Below are 17,607 nucleotides of genomic sequence, written 5' to 3'. Positions count from 1 at the left end.
AAAGACCCCTGAAAACGTTGTTTCAGGGGTCTTTCCTTTTTGGTTTATTTCTTAACGGTTACTTTACTTGCTTTACTCACATTACCAGCTTTGTCTTTCGCGGTTACGGAAAGTACTTTTCCAGCGCTTTGTTTGGAAATGGATACTGAAAACTTGCCATTTTTGTCGGCAGTTTTAGAACCAAGCACTTTGTTTCCAACCTTTACTACTACTGTAGAATAAGCTTCTGCTTTACCCGTTACTTTGGTCGTTTTAGCAGTTACTTTATCAACCTTAGGAGCCGTTGGCGCTGTTTTATCTACTACTTTTACAGTCGTTGCAGCACTTACGTTTTTAGCTTTGTCTGCAGCCGTTACTGTTAAAACAGTTCCTGCTTTTTGAGCTGTTTTTAATGTAACCGTAAATGTACCAGTCTTACCTGCCACAGCGGTTCCTAAAACTTTCGAACCAGCTTTTACAGTGACAGTAGTACCAGCTTCTGTTTTACCTGTTACTTTTTTATCGGAATCTTTTACTTGAGACACGACTGGTTTTACCGGAGCCGTGTTATCGATTACGGTAGTTTTAACAGCTGGGCTTGCATTTCCAGCCTTGTCAGCTACGGTAACTGTTAGGGCTGTTCCTGCTTTTTGAGCTGAGTTTAATGCTACAGAGAAGTTACCATTATTGTCAGTCGTTGCACTGCCAAGAACAGTTTTTCCTGCTAAAACAGTCACAGTCGAACCAGCTTCTGCCTTACCTGTTACTTTTTTATCAGAATCTCCAACTTTGTTTACGCTTGGTGCATTTGGAGCAATGACATCTAATACCGTAGTCATGTTTATAGGACTTACGTTCATTGCAGCATCAATAGAAAATACATACAATACTGTACCTTCTTTAAATGGTTGTAATAATTGAGCGGTAAAATTACCTTCATCATCTGCAAAAAGAGTAATTTTCAAGTCTTTTCCATCAGAGATAACAACCTTTGTGCCTTTTTCCGCATGTCCAGTAATTTTAACATCTTTATTGGTAACAGGATCTAAGGAAGGAGCATTTGGATCTGTTACATCAATTACTTTAACTATAGTTTCTTTACTAACATTTTGAGCGGCATCGGTTGCTGTAACAATTAGTTCCGTTAAAGCAGGTTGAACTGGAATAACCACTGTATAGCTTCCATCTTCAGAAGCAGTAGTAGAACCAATGACTGTTCCATTTGCTTTTACTTCAACTAGTGAACCAGCCTCAGCTTTACCAGTTACTTTTGTTGATTGGTCTGTAACTTCATCAACGGAAGGTGCTGATGGGGCAGTTACATCTGTTACTTTTACTTTTTTGTCATAACTAACGTTCATGGCAGAATCAGTTGCGATAACAACTAGGTCCGTTCCTGCTTTTTGAACAGGAATAGCGACTGAAAAGTTTCCATTTGCAGAAGCAGTCTCAGAACCAATGACTGTTCCATTTGCTTTTACTTCCACTTGAGCACCCGCTACAGTATTACCTGTTACTTTTGTTGATTGGTCTGTTACTTCAGCAACATGTGGTGCAGGAGGAGTGACATCGACAAGTTTAATTCTTCCTTCGATTTTTGATGAAATTGGACCCTTTTGTGCTTTTACATAATCAATTAGTGTATCCAAATCTGTTTTTTGCGTTACTCTGTCTTTACCCTCTTTAAGGATGGTGAATCCATCTCCGCCGTCAGCCATAAAGTTATTGACAGCTACAGTATATACAGCTTTTGGATCAATTTTTGAACCATCTGGCAAGTAAATATCAAGGATCTTATTTCCGATTGATAGTTTATCTGACCATGTGTAGGTCAAACCAGAGATTAGCATAATTTTTGCATAACTCGTTTCAGACCATTGTTGGTTAAGCAAGATTCTTACTTGCGCACCAGTAATTTTTTCTGTAACAACATCATTACCAAATGGCTGGACTGCAAATAAATCTCCCCAAGTAATCGGGCCAGCTTTTTTAATTTCATCACGAACGCCGCCAGCATTCATAAATCCAAATTGCGCGCCTGTTTGGACACGCATGGAGTCTGCAATTAAGTTCCCCATTGCGTTTTCTCCAGATGCATTTACCTTTTTAGTAATTACGTTTGCAGCGTCTCCAACTACTACACTAACGATTGGAGCGATATATGCTTGATACTTATCAATCTCTGCTTTGATTTTTGCATCAAGATGCTCTTTATTTTGGAATGTTCTTACAATCTCACCCTTTTTCGTTACAACATCTTGTGTAATTGGATCAATTGTTAAATCAATATCAGAGAATGCTGTTCCGTAAGAATAAGATTGGACAAGTAATTTGCCATCGACATCAGCATTTAGATAAGCATGGTCATGTGCACCATAGATGACGTCAACTTCTTTATCAACCTTTTTAGCAATGTCAACTACGCTTCCTTTTGCGTTCGTGCCATCAGTACTTGATGTTCCAGCATTATGGGCAAGGACAACGATTGACTTAATGCCTTGTGATTTTAACTCGGCAGCGTATTTGTTAATTGCCGTTGCTTCATCTGTGAATTTCACTCCAGCTACACCACTTGGAGTAACGATAGTTGGTGTTTCTGTTGTAACAACACCGATAAAGCCAATTTTCACGCCATCCACTTCTTTTACTACATATGGAGGTAAAATTAATTTTCCAGTGTTTTCATCCTCAACGTTAGCCACAACGTATGGGAAACTCGCACCTTCAAATGCACCAAAATCTTTTTCGGTTGACGGATGCGCACCACCATAGATTAGGCGCTTCATTTCTGCTACACCTTCATCAAATTCGTGGTTACCAATTGTCCCTACATCGAAACCAAGTTCATTTAAGAAGCGAATGGTTGGCTCATCCTGTAAAAGGGCAGATACTGGACGGCTTGCACCTACTGCGTCTCCCGCTTGAACCATTAATGTATTAGAAGGGTTTGTTGCTTCTCTTTCTTTCAAATAACCAGCTAGGTATTCAATTCCACCTACAGATTGTCCATTAACAGTTGTTTTATAATCTAATTGACCATGAAGATCGTTGATCCCTAGTAATTGAACATGAACGTTCTGGTCCAGTTCAAATAGCTCGTATCCTGGTTTTGTTGTTGATGCACCAAGGTCTTTAACGTTTGGTGTTTGGCCAAGATATGGTTTTGCTTCAGGAGCAGAGTTGAATACTACTTTTGCAACTCCGCCAACAGGAGCAATCTTCCAGTTGTTGTCTGCCACTGGGTTAATTGTGCCTTGAGCACTAATATAATCCATTAAAATTTGACGGTTTTCAAATGGAGAATCTACGACAACTTTGGCATCCTTCAATTCAGGTAAACCGCCGCTGCCGCCTGCACGGTAGTTATTGGTTGCAACAATAAATTTCTGAGCTGGATCTACAGCTTTTCCATCCAACATTGTCAATTTAACTATACGCTGTCCAACAGGCTTTGTTACATCGATTTGGTATTTAACCCCATCAATGACATCATAATTGTAAGGACGGAAATCATAATCAAGTAAGTCTTGATTTCCTGCTTTGTTCGGGTCAATCGTATTGAATTGTGATGCTGAAATTTCTAACCAGCGCTTAACTTGGTCTCCAGTAACTTCAACTGCTTTTAATGTATTATCAAAAAGATATAAATCAGCAGCTCCCTTAATGGCGACAGGTCCTTTTTCAATGTTTGTATAGTCAGACACACCACCGCGTCCGCCTTTAAATGGCGCTGCAGCTGAAAGTACAGGAATATCCTTATATTCTGGCGCATTTGCCTTAATCCATTTGTTTACGTAATCCATTTGTGCTGCGTTAACAATTTGGGTAGACGCATCATCCATTACGCGGGTGAAGAAGCTATGCATTGGAATCTCAGTATCACCAATTTTTCCACGTACATAATTAATCGTCTCATCATGGACTTTTTGTACATCCTTAACAATGGTTTGGTCTAAAGCAGTATTAGCATCAACTGGACGGTTAACAGATTTAGAGTTCGTCTTATCGACAGTCCATTTGCCGCTAGCATCTTGAACTAGTGCTAAGTCAAGCACACCAAGGTTATTGCCCCAGAATCCTGCTTCAACAGCTTGAACACCGTTGATGGTACCTTTTGTATTATCAATTCCGGCCTTAGTGTTAAATGATGCATCGCCAGGGAAGTTCAAGTGAGCATGTCCAAAAAGCATGGCATCAATGCCAGGAACTTTTGTTAAGTCATAAACAGCATTTTCCGCTTCTTCTTGTCCTGCTTCAGCAATATCACAACCAGAGTGGGCAATCGCGACAATCACGTCCGCGCCTTTTGCTTTCATTTCTGGAATGAATTTCTCTGCTTGTTTCTTAATATCTTTTGTAATGACGTTACCAGCTAAGTTGTCTTTATCCCAACGCATAATTTGCGGTGGAGCAAATCCAATAACCCCAACCTTTATGGTTGATTCTTTCCCTTGATCATCGATAATCTTTTTGTCAAGAATTTGGTATGGCGTAAAGTAGTTCACATCATTATCTGGATTTGAATCATGATCGTCTTTATAGATGTTAGCGTTTACAATCGGGAACTTAACTTCCTGCATAACATCCTTTAAGTAGTCTAATCCATAGTTAAATTCATGGTTACCGACGATTCCTGCATCATATTCCAAATGGTTCATTGCCTTGTAAATAGGATGTGTGTCATTCGGTCCAAGTTTGTTTACCTTTGCCACGTAACTGGCAAGCGGGTTTCCTTGAATCGTATCACCAGCATCAAAAAGCATGGAATTTGCCTTTTCAGATCTAGCTTGCTGAATTAATGTCGCTGTTTTTGCTAATCCATAATTAGTTACGGGTGCATCTTTGAAATAATCGTACGGCATGACATTAGAATGCAGGTCCGTAGTTTCCAAGATACGAAGAGTAGCAGTACTTCCTGTTCCTTCGGCTTTCGCAGTATGTGGGAAAATATTTAATGGAACGGTTGTTAGCGCTAAGGCAACAGCTAGAGTACTATTAAACAACCGCCTTTTCATGCCCCTTTTAATCTTTCTCTTCACAAATCTTCCGCCCTTCGACAAAATTATTTGTATTGCTTTATTATTCTACTAATTTTTTAGAAAGATTAATAGACTTATTTGTTAATTTTACAATAAGTTTAAAATCTTCACAGTTTCTAAACTATTTTGTAACCTAATTCCCACTATTTCACCTGTCTATTTTGTAATAAATCCTGCTAAATCAGCCAGTTTAAAAATGTAACCTTTTCAAATAAATGTATGAAATTTTGATAAAATCTGCTATTCTAATACTTGGTTTAACATTTCATATTGGAGGTAAATTGATGAGAGCTGAGAAGCATAAAAAGAAGAAGAAAAAATGGCTCCGCGTGACTGGAATTGTTTTATTAGTGCTATTACTTGGAATTGGGGTTTATGCCTTTTCTGTTTATAAATCATTAACAAATGCGGTTGATACGATGCATCAGCCAATCGATCGAAAGTCCGATAAACGGACGGAGGATGTATCTTTAAAGAATAAGGAACCTTTTTCTGTCCTGCTCTTGGGTGTCGATCAGCGTAAAGGGGACAAGGGCCGTTCTGATACCATGATTGTATTAGCGGTTAATCCAAAGCTTAACTCTGTTAAGATGCTGAGTATTCCCCGTGATACACGGACGGAAATTATCGGTAAAGGGACCGAGGATAAAATTAATCATGCCTACGCGTTTGGTAATGAAGAAATGTCTATGAATACGGTGGAACATTTCTTGGACATTCCAATTGATTATTTTGTAAAGGTGAATATGGAAGGCTTTAAGGATATTGTTGATGCGGTTGGCGGGATAACTGTAAACAATGATTTAGACTTTACTCAAGATGGTAACCATTTTCCAAAGGGACAAGTGACATTGAATGGGAAACAGGCTCTATCCTTTACCCGAATGAGACATGAAGATCCCCGCGGTGATTTTGGCCGCCAATTACGTCAGCGTGAAATTATTCAAGGGGTTCTTAGAGAAGGTGCTAGCCTCTCTTCGCTCACAAAATATCATAGTATTTTTGAAGCGCTTGGCAATAATGTCAGAACAAGTCTAACGTTTAATCAAATGATGGATATTCAAAAGAATTACCGGAGTGCTGCAGGCAACGTTGAACAAATGACCATCAAAGGTGACGGAAAAAAGATTAATAAAATTTATTACTACATTGTTCCCGATGATGAAAAACAGCGAATTCAAAACGAATTAAAAACACAGCTGGGAATTAAATAATTTTACGAAAAAACTCTGCCTTATGCTTTAGGCAGAGTTTTTCTTTTTCAATAATCCCATTCATCTACTTGATACCAGTATTGATTGCCCAATGCATCGCGATAGGCCAGCAGATAAAATAAGTAGTTAATTGTGGGTTTCGTATAGGTAATCGTAGGAGTACCTGTTTTAACCGTATAGGTCTTTTTCTCCAGCAAGGATCCTCCATCATAGTCATACACATAAAGCGTCGCCGTGATGGGCTGCGATGTTTTGATATTCCAAAACAGTTTATCATGATAAAAGGAGTGGTCCGGTGAATCGTGAAACGCTATGCTATGATTTTGCAGCCACGATGGGTCAGCCTCAGCGGTTATTTTGCCTTTTACCGTTAATTTCTTGCCGTAATCATTTTCCGCTGTGATCAAAAAATAATAGTAGGTTCCTTGTTCATATCCACCCTTGTCGTTCTTTCCGTCCCAACGGAAATTCCGGATTCCTTCGTTAACGGCTTCGTTTTGCTTCACCGTTTTCACCTTTCGATTATATTGATCCCATATTTCGATAGTGACTTTTGCGGGTTTTGACAGCCTGTAATATACTTCACTAACCGTGTCCTGATTAGGGTAGAACATAACAACCGAAGGATAGCTAATTTCTATTTTGGTTATCTCGACATGGATGTTTCCTGTGAAGGTTTGCGCTAAACGATATTTATCCTCGACTCTGATTTTAAATTGATAATCTCCGTCTGGCACTTGCTGATTAGCTGTATCCGTTCCATCCCATTGAAAGGATTGATTCCCAGCATTTTCAGAGGCCTTTGTTTTGATTGTTTTTATCAGTGTACTTCCTTGATACATTCCAATCGTTACCGTACCTGATTTGCTTACATTGTAGCCAATGGACATCATCGCTTTGTTTTTTAAATAAAAATCTTTACCAGCCTTGATGGTCGGGCTCCGCCAATCCTGTACGGTAAATGCGCTGCCTTTGAACATAGTTTTGTTTCCGGCCAGATCCTTCAACTGCACATCATACTGGTATTTCCCTTCTAGAACAAGTTCATTCTTGTCATTCTTTCCATTCCAGCTAATCGTGACGGTACCTGCTTTGTATGGGTTATTAAGTAACTTTTTAACTGTGCCGCCTTTTTCATTTCGGACATAGACAACTAGATTTGCGCTTTCCTTCAGGTTAAGCTTGGCTGTGTGATTGCTTGTATTGTCCATTTTAAATAATGACATGGTTTGCCTCAGCTTGGCAAAGGGAGAAACCGTGTCCACATTTATTGGGACCTTTTTTTCCGTTCCCTTTTTATTTTGACTATCGATAAAGTACATTTTTAGGGTATAGGTTGAATCCTTCACGCTTTGCCCTTTGGCATTTGTCCCATTCCATACTAAGGAATGTTTACCCGCTGATAAGGATTGATTAGAAAGAATTTTCTTTACCGTTTTCCCTTTTTTATCCGTCATAACCGCTGTTACCTTAACCTTTTGCGTCAGCTCAAAAGGAATGGTAATCTTCCCGCTCACTTTAGGTGAATATGAATAGGTGCCTGACACCAAAATATCAGCTTTTGTGCGGTTGACTACCTTAATTACGGTGCTTTTATATAGTGTATCTTTACTATTTGTTACCTTTGCCAGCACCTTGTAGGTACCTGAGGCTGCATATTTTTTGCTATCTGTTTTCCCATCCCAGGAAGCTGAAATTTTTGCTCCGGTTGATGCTTTGTTGGTAAGTATCTTCCGCACTGTTTTTCCACTGGATGTTTGAAGGTAGATGGAAACCTTTGTATTTCCAGTTGCTTGGAGGGAAAATGAAGCCTTATTATTTCCAGTCATTGTGAATGTTTTTGGCGCAGTGATGCTTGAAATAGGCATTGGCGTATTAGAGACAGCCTTAAATGCATCGATTCTCCCATTCCCATAATAGTCATCCCAGCCCTTTGCACCTAAGTCAAGGGTTGATTTTTTAAGAATAGCTTCTACCTGGCTGGGGGTTAAAAATGGATTTTTCGAGCGAATAAGTGCCGCAACTCCCGTTACAATCGGCGCAGCCATTGATGTTCCATTTAAAGAAGCATAGGAGCTTCCGGCCACAGTAGAATAAATATTCACTCCTGGAGCGGCAAGATCAATATAATACCCATGGTTGGAAAAGCCGGCAATGTTATCAAACTGATCCGTTGCACTTACACCCAAGACAGCCTCACATGCGGCAGGATACTCCGGTTGAAAGCTGTCCGAATTTCCTGCGGCCGCGATGAGTAGCACACCTTTTGATTTCGCATAGCTGGTAATAAAATTTATCGGGCCGCTATTATTCGGGGTTCCTAAACTCATATTTATAATATCTGCGTGGTGATCGACAGCATATTTAATCGCCCGGACGACATATTCGGTATTTGCTTTATCCTGGGCATCAAAGACATTGATGGGCATGATTTTCACATTTGGTGCAATGCCTGCAATCCCAGCCTTATTGAAGCTGGCAGCAATAATTCCCGCGACATGGGTGGCATGCTCATCTGGAGTATAATTGGAATTTCCGGTAACCGTATTAAAAGGGCTGACGATTTTCCCTTTTAACTCAGGATGATCCTTCTGTACCCCGCCATCAATCACTGCCACCGTAATCGCCGGTGATCCCTTTGTTATGTCCCATGCTTTAGGCATTCGAATTTTTTCCAAGTACCATTGTTTTTTATAGCTGGGTTCTGCCGGAATATAGGTTTTTTTGAATTTGTAGTTTGGTTCTACCGATACCACTTGTTTACTTTTCAACAGAATTTTGGCCGCTGTGGCTAAATTTGTACCGGGTGAGACTTTAATAAAGGACAAGTCCCCCTCCTCTAACGTGGACTCTTCCGTTGCATTTACTTGCTTAAGAAGGGTATTCCGCTCATCTTGGGAAGTATTTGACGCAAATTTTACGATAATCTCTTCCTCAACAAATTCCGCTTTATCCTTAAACAGGACATCCGGGTTGATCTTTTTTGGATGGACGTTGATCTCATCAGCACTGGCGGCTGATGACATAAATAACAAGCTTAACAGCAGCAAGCTAAATGAGTATATGTATCTCACTAATTCTCCCCCATTAATATTCAGGTATAATATGTGTCTATTTAATATTCATTCTACCATTTTTACCTAGGATTAAGGGGGAGTTGGTAAAAAAATACTTATAGAATATTTTACTAGAATGAGGGTTAATTAATCCGCACTGTCCACCCCAGGTACACAAAACTACTAGTTTGTCCACGAGCGGTGCCTGACACCATATTTACATCCTATTGTCATTAAACTAGTAAATTTCTGAAATCTAGCTGTAATACTAGTATGTTAACTTTATGTTATCAGTAGAAAGGGGTTTTCATTAGATGAAGAAGTTCCTACTCACGTTTGGTTTGGCAGGTTTAATATTTTTTGGAAGTAATCATGGGGCATTGGCAGCTTCAAATATATATAAAGTAAAAAGTGGCGATTCACTTTATCGTATTGCAAAAATACATAAAATCACCATTAACAATTTAAAACAATGGAACAAACTTAAATCAGATATTATTCACCCGAATCAAAAACTAAAAGTCTCTAAGGTGGCTTCTAGTAAACCTGTTAAAAAAGCAAAAGCTAGTAAGTCACAGTCAAAGAAGTTAAAAGTAGTAAAGACATTCACAGTTGAAGCAACTGCCTATACTGCGAATTGCAGAAGATGTTCTGGAAGAACAGCTACTGGTTTAAACCTTAAGAAGAATCCAAATCTAAAAGTAATTTCCGTGGATCCTAGAGTCATTAAATTAGGAACGAAGGTCTATGTTGAGGGTTATGGTTATGCCATTGCTGCTGACACCGGTGGTGCGATTAAAGGAAAGAAGATCGATGTGTTCGTCCCATCTAATAAGAAAGCCATTCAATGGGGAAGAAAAAATGTCAAGATTAAAATTTTAAGATAAATAAAAGGAAGTCCCAGGTGAGATCACATCACTTGGGACTTTTTTGATACTTTTTTCTTGAGAAATTGGTAATAAGGTTACTCCTTTGGAGGGTTTGTCCGGGGATTTAGTTAATTTTGGACGGATTCCGCCAAACTTGCCTGAGATTCCGCCAACTTTCGTATTTATTCCGCCAACCTCTCTGTTATTTCCGCCAATCCCTTCAAATTCACCCTAACACCAAATTCACACCACCACATCTCTCAAAAGAAAAACGCAAGCTTCATTTGCCGCACAACAGGACTAGAACACGATTATTTTTTTCCAAAAAAAACAGCACACATTCACGAATGATTGTATGCTGTACTTTGAATATTTCAATCTAGTTTACTGCTGGTTTTACTTCTACAGGAGTTGCAGCACTTATATTCTTTGCTGCATCTGTTGCGGTCACACTTAACTTAGTTCCCGCTGTTAAGGCTTCTTGGAATGTCACTTTAAAAGTGCCATTCTTATCAGTCTTGACAGTGCCAATTACAGTGCTGTCAACTTTAATGGTGATAGTTGAGTTGGCTTCGGCATTGCCGGTTACTTCAGTTACACCATCAACAACAGGATTTACCTTTGGTGCATCTGGAGCGGTTTTATCAAGAACAACCAAACTCTTAGCAGCACTTACATTTCCAGCTTTATCCTTAGCAGTAACATTTAATTTTGTACCAGCCTTTTGCTTTGGAATTGTTACGGTGAACTTTCCTTTTGCATCCGCTAGTTTTACTTTAGATTTCCAAGATCCAATTGCAACTGTAACGGCCGCTCCTGCTTCTGTTTTTCCGGAAACCGCTGTTGATTTGTCTGAAACAGGATTTACAGTTGAGACAGATGGAGCCGTTTTGTCCAAGACTGTTACAGTTTTTGCTTTACTTACATTTTTAGAAGCATCGGCCGCTGTAACGCTGATTTTCTTACCTGCCTTTTGGCGCGGAATTGTAACTTTAAAATATCCTTTTGCATCTGCACGTTTTGCAGGGGCTTTCCATGAGCCAATTTTAATAGTCACGTAGGCTCCTTTTTCTGTTTTACCAGTCACTTCTTTTGATTTATCGGAAACAGGATTAACAGTCGGAACTGCCGGTGCCTTTACATCAATATTTTTAAAATAGGGTGCCGCTAGCTGTTGAAAGCTTTTGGATGAGGTAGTAATAACTACTTTTGTTTTCACCCTTACCTTGCTGTATAATTCACGAACTTCCCAGTTATGCATCCGGACACAGCCGCCAGATATGTATTTCCCAATTGAACTTTCATTACTATTTCCATGGATTGCATAAGGATAGGTTCCATTCTCACTTTTGCTTAACCCCATCCAGCGGTTCCCTAGTGGATTCCGCGGGTCTCCACCTGGAATACCCAATGTGTAGTAAGGCCGATTGGTGATTTTCTCCCGTATGTAGAAAGTTCCTTCCGGAGTTAGACTTCGGGTCCTTCCTGTTGCCACTACGTATGTTTTAATTAATTTACCATCTTCGTAGAATGCCAGTCTGTTAATCTTTTTATTAATAATAATTAGTTGTTGTTTGGTACTTGCCTGAGCAGCTGGCCCCTGGGGGAAAACCATGAATCCTAAGAATAATATAATAATACCAATGAATAAACGTTTTAACACAATTGCAACACCTCACCCTTCATTTATTACAACAATACCATAAATTTCATAAAGTCAGGGTGTAATTTTACTCATAAATCTTTCGATAAATTTCTACATGTTTTTCAAATTTAATTGGGTAAGATAACTTTACTCCTATTTAACTCCCATTTTCCTAGGAAATTTTTTATGAAAATTGGAGAATAAATGGATTTTCTGTTACCTTTTGTAGTAGGATATTAATAGTTTCCATCTATTCTACGAAAAACGGAGAGCTTTAAAATGCTGACTGCCGCCCAACAAAAGGTGAAACAAGAATTAGAAGAGCTCCAGATAAGAGCCCAGGTCCATTCAAACGATGAGGCTGTTTCTACTAATAATAGCCGCTCTTTGAAAAAGTGGGCCTATGCGATTGGCGGCTTATTTGCATTGATCCTTATCTGTTCATTTTTTCTAAGCGATTATGCTGCTTCAACCCCTGAGAAGATTGTTTCCTATTTAGCAATCGAACAGAACTGCAATGTGCAAAGTGAGCAGCTGCTGTATGACCTTATTGAAAAAAATGCAATCACCCCTCAACATGCCAAAGCAATGCAAGCAGAGCTGCTAAAAAAGGTACATGCCTTAAAAGCACCTTCAAGCTTTAACGGTCACAAACAGGATTTGATCGATGTCTTCGAACAGCAGCTTGAAATTATTACCTACTTAAGCAACATAAAAACCCTTAACTCGACTCAGTTAAATAAAAAAATTATCGAACTGAATATAAAAAAGGAACTAGCGGCGGAAAGTTTAATGAACGCTTTTGCAAACAAACATATAAAATATCTTCGGCAAGAGGATGGGACGGTTCACTATTGGGTCGAATCAAAAATGTATCAATATTAAACTGTTAACCCGAATCTTTAATAGACAATAGGAAAGAGGCTCCCGCATGGTCGGCAGCCTCTTTCCTATTATTCTATTCTACGTTATGGATTATTTCCGGTGCTTGCACCAGTTCAATCATCCCACTCTCTCGACTTAATCGTCTTTGGTTTGATTTTTCAAAGCTAAAAAGAATGACGTGAATAAGTAAAACCACCAATGCAAATAATTCGACGGCGTAGTCGACATAGTACCATGACAGTGTCGCCGTTATGTCATAGAGGGCGTGAACAAGGACGATCACCCATAGGTTTCGTGTCCATAATAGGAGAAGGCCAAATAAGAATCCCATATTAGCGAAGGTGACAATCGCCCCCATTTTAATCGACCAGGGCTGTTCCTTATCTAAGGTATGGTCGATCCCGAAGATAATCGAGGTGAGGAACAGCGCAGTCATCAAGAAGATATCCCTGCGGCCGCTCTCCCAGCGACGCGGGAAGACCTTTTTAAAAATAACAAGCAGAAGAATGATATAGCCCAGCCGCCAAACCTCTTCTAAACCAGCAAGTGTGTCCGTATATAAATCATAGCCAATAGTATCTACTTTTTCAAAAAAGGACCAAATCGGTTTGGCTGGGTGGGCACCATCGTCATCGTCAGTCCCCATATACGTCTGCACCGACGTATAGTTTTGAACGTAATGATCATAATCCGTGTTAAAATCCTCGAGCGTCATGGTTGAAAAAACGTTAATCACCATGCTTCCGAGAAAGAAGAGGAGAAACGCGCCTGTGAATTGAAGCGCATGCTGCCGTTTTGTTTTTGGATGATCGTGTGGACTGCCAAGCCTTCGATACAGCTTCCAGCCGATAAAAAAGGAGGAAACCATGACAGCATCATAAAGGGTGTTGGCCATAGTGCTGTACCTAGTTAGATAGAGTAGAACCTCCGCGCCAATTGTCACAAGGATGATGGCAAATAGGAGCTTTTTTGACATCGGTTTGGTTAAATTTGTTGTCATAACGTCATTCCCTGCCCTCCAAATTTCATCTACTTCCCTAAAACCTTTACCACAGCTATCCCGAACCCGTTTAAAAACAGCAGGAAAAGGAAACAGCAAAGCATCCACTTCCACTTTCGCGTCACGGCATTATCTCCTTCTTTTTTGAAAGTTTGTAATAGTAATAATTTAACATATTAGCAGGGTAATATCATCTGAATTTTTATCGTGCAGATTGTGGTGATTAATTAGCGCGGTAGTGATATTTACAAATAGCGATTTCCAACTTATACTATATTATATTAAAGTTTACAGTGGACAACTGTTTGGATGGGGGTACGGGTTAATGAAACGTCTAGCTTCTATCATTCTGTTAGTCGTGGCGATCTTTGTTTTATCCGCAACAAATCCTGGTCGCTCGGAGTATATCGATTGGATTAATCACAAAACGATGGATCAATCGTCTAACCTTCTAAAAAAAGGGATTCTCTCGGTTGCAGGAAAATCAATCTTCGATTCAGGAACAACAAAGTCCGATTATTTCATTTTCTCCGTCTATAAAACAGACTTCACTGAAGTAGGAATGGGAAAGTCCACCACGATTGGGGTCTTCAACCGATTTATCTCGCTGTCAAACTCGGAAGAATGATAAAAATGTCCTTCATCAACCTGATGAAGGACTTTTCTTTTCTCTTTGGACTCTTCTCAGTGCCCGTCCGGGGGTTTTTTTCCTTTCGGCGGGCACTCTGGGCTTTCCACAGTGCCCGACCGAGGGCTTTTTCCCTCTCGATGGGCACTCTGAGCTTTCCACAGTGCCCGGACGGGGGCTTTTTCCCTCTCAATGGGCACTCTGGACTCTTCTCAGTGCCCGTCCGCGGGTTTTTTTCCTCTCATTGGGCACTCTGGACTCTTCTCAGTGCCCGACCAAAGGCTTTTTCCCTCTCGATGGGCACTCACCAGCTCTTCACTTTTGGTTTTCACCACCAAAATGTCCTCCATTGCCCCTATTCAACTTTTTCCACCTGGAAGACTGGAACGCGTACTTGTTCGCCATTGTCATCGGTTATGTTCGTGTAGCTGTTAAAAATACCGATAACGGTATAATTCGCATAGATGGTAAATCCGGACTGCCCTTTTAACAATAAATAGATTTTATCATAGCTATTGGTGCTTTCATTATAGGTTTCCGATAGCGTTACCAAGGCCCCGCTGTCTGTTACGGAAGCTGCAAATGCCGTAAAGCGTACCTTTTTCCCGTAGTATTTGGTAATATCATCAACTTCGATATCAACATAGTCTACTTTTATATTCGTAAATTGATATTCTCCGTCAATGTCCGGCTCATAGTAGGCAAGTTTCCCAGCACCTGACCCGGCTGGATTATCCACTAATAAAACCTGCTGCGATTCAACGGTTAGATTGTCGGCTTCGACATCAAGAATTTTCACCATCGATCCTTTGCTGACTTCATAGGCCAAATAATGATGTTTCCGCTTCGTTGACTTGGCATCAAGATAAATGACCGGATTTCCAGAAGTGGTTAAGCCGCTTTGGAAGGTCAGCTTATCTATTGCCGGTGAACCTGCCAGATTCCCCTCAGTAACTGCCATTGCTGCTTCACCCTTCAGCTTGCCTAAATAAATACGGCCGTCTTTGGAGATAGCCGCAACGACACTGTCCGCTCCCCATCTATCCTTCACATTCACATAATTAGGGAATTTCTTTTCTGGATACAGACGCTCCAAAACACGAATCGGTTCATATTTATCCCAAGCAAGATTGGCATAAGTAATGAGCTGGTCGGTATTTTCCAATGGTTTAAGCGCTTCATAGATGCTGATGGCATCCGCATACTTATTTCCGGCAGTGAGCCCCTTCGCCCTCGCCAATAAATCGGTCTTCGATTTTTCAATATACGGAAAAACCTTGGCATTCTTCATATTCGATGACAGATTTTTGACGCTGTTCGCCTGCTCAGCGAAGGCTGGATAATCCTTCTTGTCCATTGCCGCGGTTAAGACCTTTAATAAATGGCTGTTAAGGGTATCCTTGAGCCAGCCGATACCGATAGAAAACTGACTCAGCATCCCAAATTGCCTATTCCCTTCGGCCACAATCTCGGCAACCGGTGCATTCGCTGCGGTCAACTTATTTATTTTAGCCGCATAATAAGTTTGGAATGAAGTCCCAATCTTTTTTGATTTCGCCGCACCATTAGCACCGTAATATTCGTCAGGAATCTTTTGGAGGATAGTAAAAATCTCTTCCTCTGTTGCTTGCCCGATTCCAGAATCATTCGCAAGTTTAGCAAGATTCGTCTTCGTTATTGCTGAAAAATAACCCTTTAGTTCCTTATCAAGTTTGGTCAGTGCAACCATCTCTAAATACATATCCTTTTGAACCGCGGTGCCTGACACCCACTTTTTCCGGCTTTCCTGCCAACTATCATACGTTTCAACGAGTTTATCGAGGTCCTTCTCCCCGTTATAGCTCGCCGCCTGCTCATCTAATTCTTCCATGACTTCGCGAATCGGTGATAGAACCGATAGTTTTTCTTTAATGTCTTCGTTATAGTCTGTGACGGAAATGTTCAGCTTGGCGACCCTGAACTTCTTCTCTGCAGCCACCAATTGCCCCGACTGAAATAATCTCACGGCTTCCTTGTAGGCGGTAACTTTTTCGTGGGCCATGATGATTTTGGCACCGACAAGCACGAGCAAACAAACAAGAATCAATAGGAAAAAGTTTCGCGACCTATTCACTTTTTTATAAACAGTTAATTTAAACATGGCTTACAACCTCATCACCAACAGAAAAGCGCTTGAAATCAGGATCGTAATGGTACTTCATCGCCACCAGACGGTTTGTCTTTTCCTCCAGGCTGCCCCATTCCATTTCAGGGTTGGCATGAAGGATACTGCAAAGCCGCAAAACACGTTCCTTTGGAAAATAATCAAGAAATTCTTCGATAAACTCCGAAAACTCCAGAATGTACAGCTTCATCCGTAAGGTCATTCCTGCGACAGTCAGGAGCGAGTTGATCCCGAAATCAATGACAATCGCATCCCGATGGTTGATAAAATAGCCAATACACTTTTTCGTAATCAGCGTCCGATTGATTTTTAACACCTCAAGCGCATATTTCACAAAATCCTTATCATATGATGATGGAATAAGGGTTTCAAGCTCAAGCTCCATATCACTTCTTAGGGAAATATCGTTTAAGACCATCACGCGGCGAATCTTCATTTGATCGCTATACAGAAAATCGCCAATTTCACGAAGCTTTTCATAGGCCGGGGCCAATCTATCTTCTTTAACATCCTTTTTAGCAAGCTCACTGTCGTACTGGATGCCAATCGCAATTTTCTTCAAATCGACGCGGAGCAGCTTTTTCAAATGGATGAAATACTCACTTTTTATAAAAATAGACGTCAAAACGACATAGCTTACCACAAATACCAACCCGGAAATTAACGAGTAATACAAGGTCCTAACCGTTGGAGCGGCAACAATACCGATACTGACAATGATTAAAATCCAAATCGCTTCCGTTAATAAACGGCTTTTAAAAATCGATTTGACGAGCGCTTCCATTCCGACAAAAGTGGTGCCGCATTTCGGACAGGTGTCATCCTTTAAAACGGAATAACGCTGGCATTTTTTACACATCTTCAGCTTTTGAAAGCGATACTTCGTTCTCTTTTTCTTGGAAAACCGGACAGCTTGTTTAGCCATTGGAATCACCCTTGTTAAGCATAATCACTAATTCTTCGTCGATCCCTTCAAAGTCACCGCTGTTCCGTTTATTTTTGAATAATTTAAAGGTTTTCCAGATAAGGATCAAAACTAGAAGGCTAGTAAATACGAAGCTATACATGCTACTTCCCCTTTGAAATTTTTTATTTTTTACATAAAACTACAGAAAAATCCAACATTTT

General features: G+C 40.3%; 11 protein-coding genes. 4 read left to right on the top strand and 7 right to left on the bottom strand.

The genetic code is table 11. The annotated features are described in order from the left end of the window. Positions 1–44: 44 nt before the first annotated feature. Complete coding sequence (locus BSO02S_RS08505) at positions 45–5,018, bottom strand: bifunctional 2',3'-cyclic-nucleotide 2'-phosphodiesterase/3'-nucleotidase (RefSeq protein WP_142303689.1); 4,974 nt, start codon at positions 5,016–5,018, stop codon at positions 45–47. A gap of 284 nt (positions 5,019–5,302) precedes the next feature. Between BSO02S_RS08505 and tagU the strand changes: the two genes are divergently transcribed. Next, entirely contained in the window at positions 5,303–6,232 is a 930-nt protein-coding gene (tagU, locus tag BSO02S_RS08500) for a polyisoprenyl-teichoic acid--peptidoglycan teichoic acid transferase TagU (protein ID WP_066065353.1), read from the top strand. 47 nt (positions 6,233–6,279) lie between these two features. Here tagU and BSO02S_RS08495 read toward each other — a convergent pair whose 3' ends face one another. Beyond that, positions 6,280–9,306, bottom strand: a complete 3,027-nt coding sequence (locus BSO02S_RS08495) for a S8 family serine peptidase (protein WP_142303688.1) — start codon at positions 9,304–9,306, stop codon at positions 6,280–6,282. 296 nt (positions 9,307–9,602) lie between these two features. Between BSO02S_RS08495 and BSO02S_RS08490 the strand changes: the two genes are divergently transcribed. Next, positions 9,603–10,175 (top strand): 3D domain-containing protein, encoded by a 573-nt coding sequence (locus tag BSO02S_RS08490; protein ID WP_066065342.1) that lies wholly within the window; start codon positions 9,603–9,605, stop codon positions 10,173–10,175. 361 nt (positions 10,176–10,536) lie between these two features. Here the strand turns inward: BSO02S_RS08490 and BSO02S_RS08485 are convergent, their stop codons facing one another. Beyond that, positions 10,537–11,820, bottom strand: coding sequence for an Ig-like domain-containing protein (locus BSO02S_RS08485; protein WP_066065338.1), 1,284 nt, complete (start codon positions 11,818–11,820; stop codon positions 10,537–10,539). A 261-nt stretch (positions 11,821–12,081) separates the two neighbouring features. Between BSO02S_RS08485 and BSO02S_RS08480 the strand changes: the two genes are divergently transcribed. After that, on the top strand, positions 12,082–12,687 hold the full coding sequence (locus tag BSO02S_RS08480) for a hypothetical protein (protein ID WP_066065335.1): 606 nt from the start codon (positions 12,082–12,084) through the stop codon (positions 12,685–12,687). Between the two features lie 73 nt (positions 12,688–12,760). On the opposite strand, the gene BSO02S_RS08475 is transcribed toward BSO02S_RS08480, so the two are convergent. Then, positions 12,761–13,786 carry a CPBP family glutamic-type intramembrane protease gene (locus BSO02S_RS08475; protein WP_169802736.1) on the bottom strand — a complete coding sequence of 342 codons (1,026 nt, stop codon included), beginning with the start codon at positions 13,784–13,786 and terminating at the stop codon, positions 12,761–12,763. Positions 13,787–14,012: 226 nt separating this feature from the next. Here BSO02S_RS08475 and BSO02S_RS08470 point away from each other — a divergent pair, with 226 nt between their 5' ends. After that, positions 14,013–14,315: a DUF4359 domain-containing protein gene (locus tag BSO02S_RS08470; protein WP_066065329.1), complete on the top strand. Its 303-nt coding sequence runs from the start codon at positions 14,013–14,015 to the stop codon at positions 14,313–14,315. 355 nt (positions 14,316–14,670) lie between these two features. On the opposite strand, the gene BSO02S_RS08465 is transcribed toward BSO02S_RS08470, so the two are convergent. The 3 genes from BSO02S_RS08465 to BSO02S_RS26955 are packed head-to-tail and all read right to left on the bottom strand — an operon-like array spanning position 14,671 to position 17,546. Beyond that, a complete protein-coding gene (locus tag BSO02S_RS08465) occupies positions 14,671–16,455 on the bottom strand; it encodes a hypothetical protein (protein WP_066065326.1) in 1,785 nt (594 codons plus the stop codon). Further along, complete coding sequence (locus BSO02S_RS08460) at positions 16,448–17,404, bottom strand: hypothetical protein (protein WP_066065324.1); 957 nt, start codon at positions 17,402–17,404, stop codon at positions 16,448–16,450. Before BSO02S_RS08460 ends, BSO02S_RS08465 begins: the two co-directional genes overlap by 8 nt. Beyond that, positions 17,397–17,546 carry a hypothetical protein gene (locus tag BSO02S_RS26955; RefSeq protein ID WP_157081412.1) on the bottom strand — a complete coding sequence of 50 codons (150 nt, stop codon included), beginning with the start codon at positions 17,544–17,546 and terminating at the stop codon, positions 17,397–17,399. Before BSO02S_RS26955 ends, BSO02S_RS08460 begins: the two co-directional genes overlap by 8 nt. Positions 17,547–17,607 lie beyond the last annotated feature (61 nt).

Origin of the sequence: Neobacillus soli NBRC 102451, assembly GCF_001591665.1 — a bacterium.
Classification (GTDB): domain Bacteria; phylum Bacillota; class Bacilli; order Bacillales; family Cytobacillaceae; genus Neobacillus; species Neobacillus soli.
This window is presented reverse-complemented; position numbering and strand designations above follow the sequence as displayed.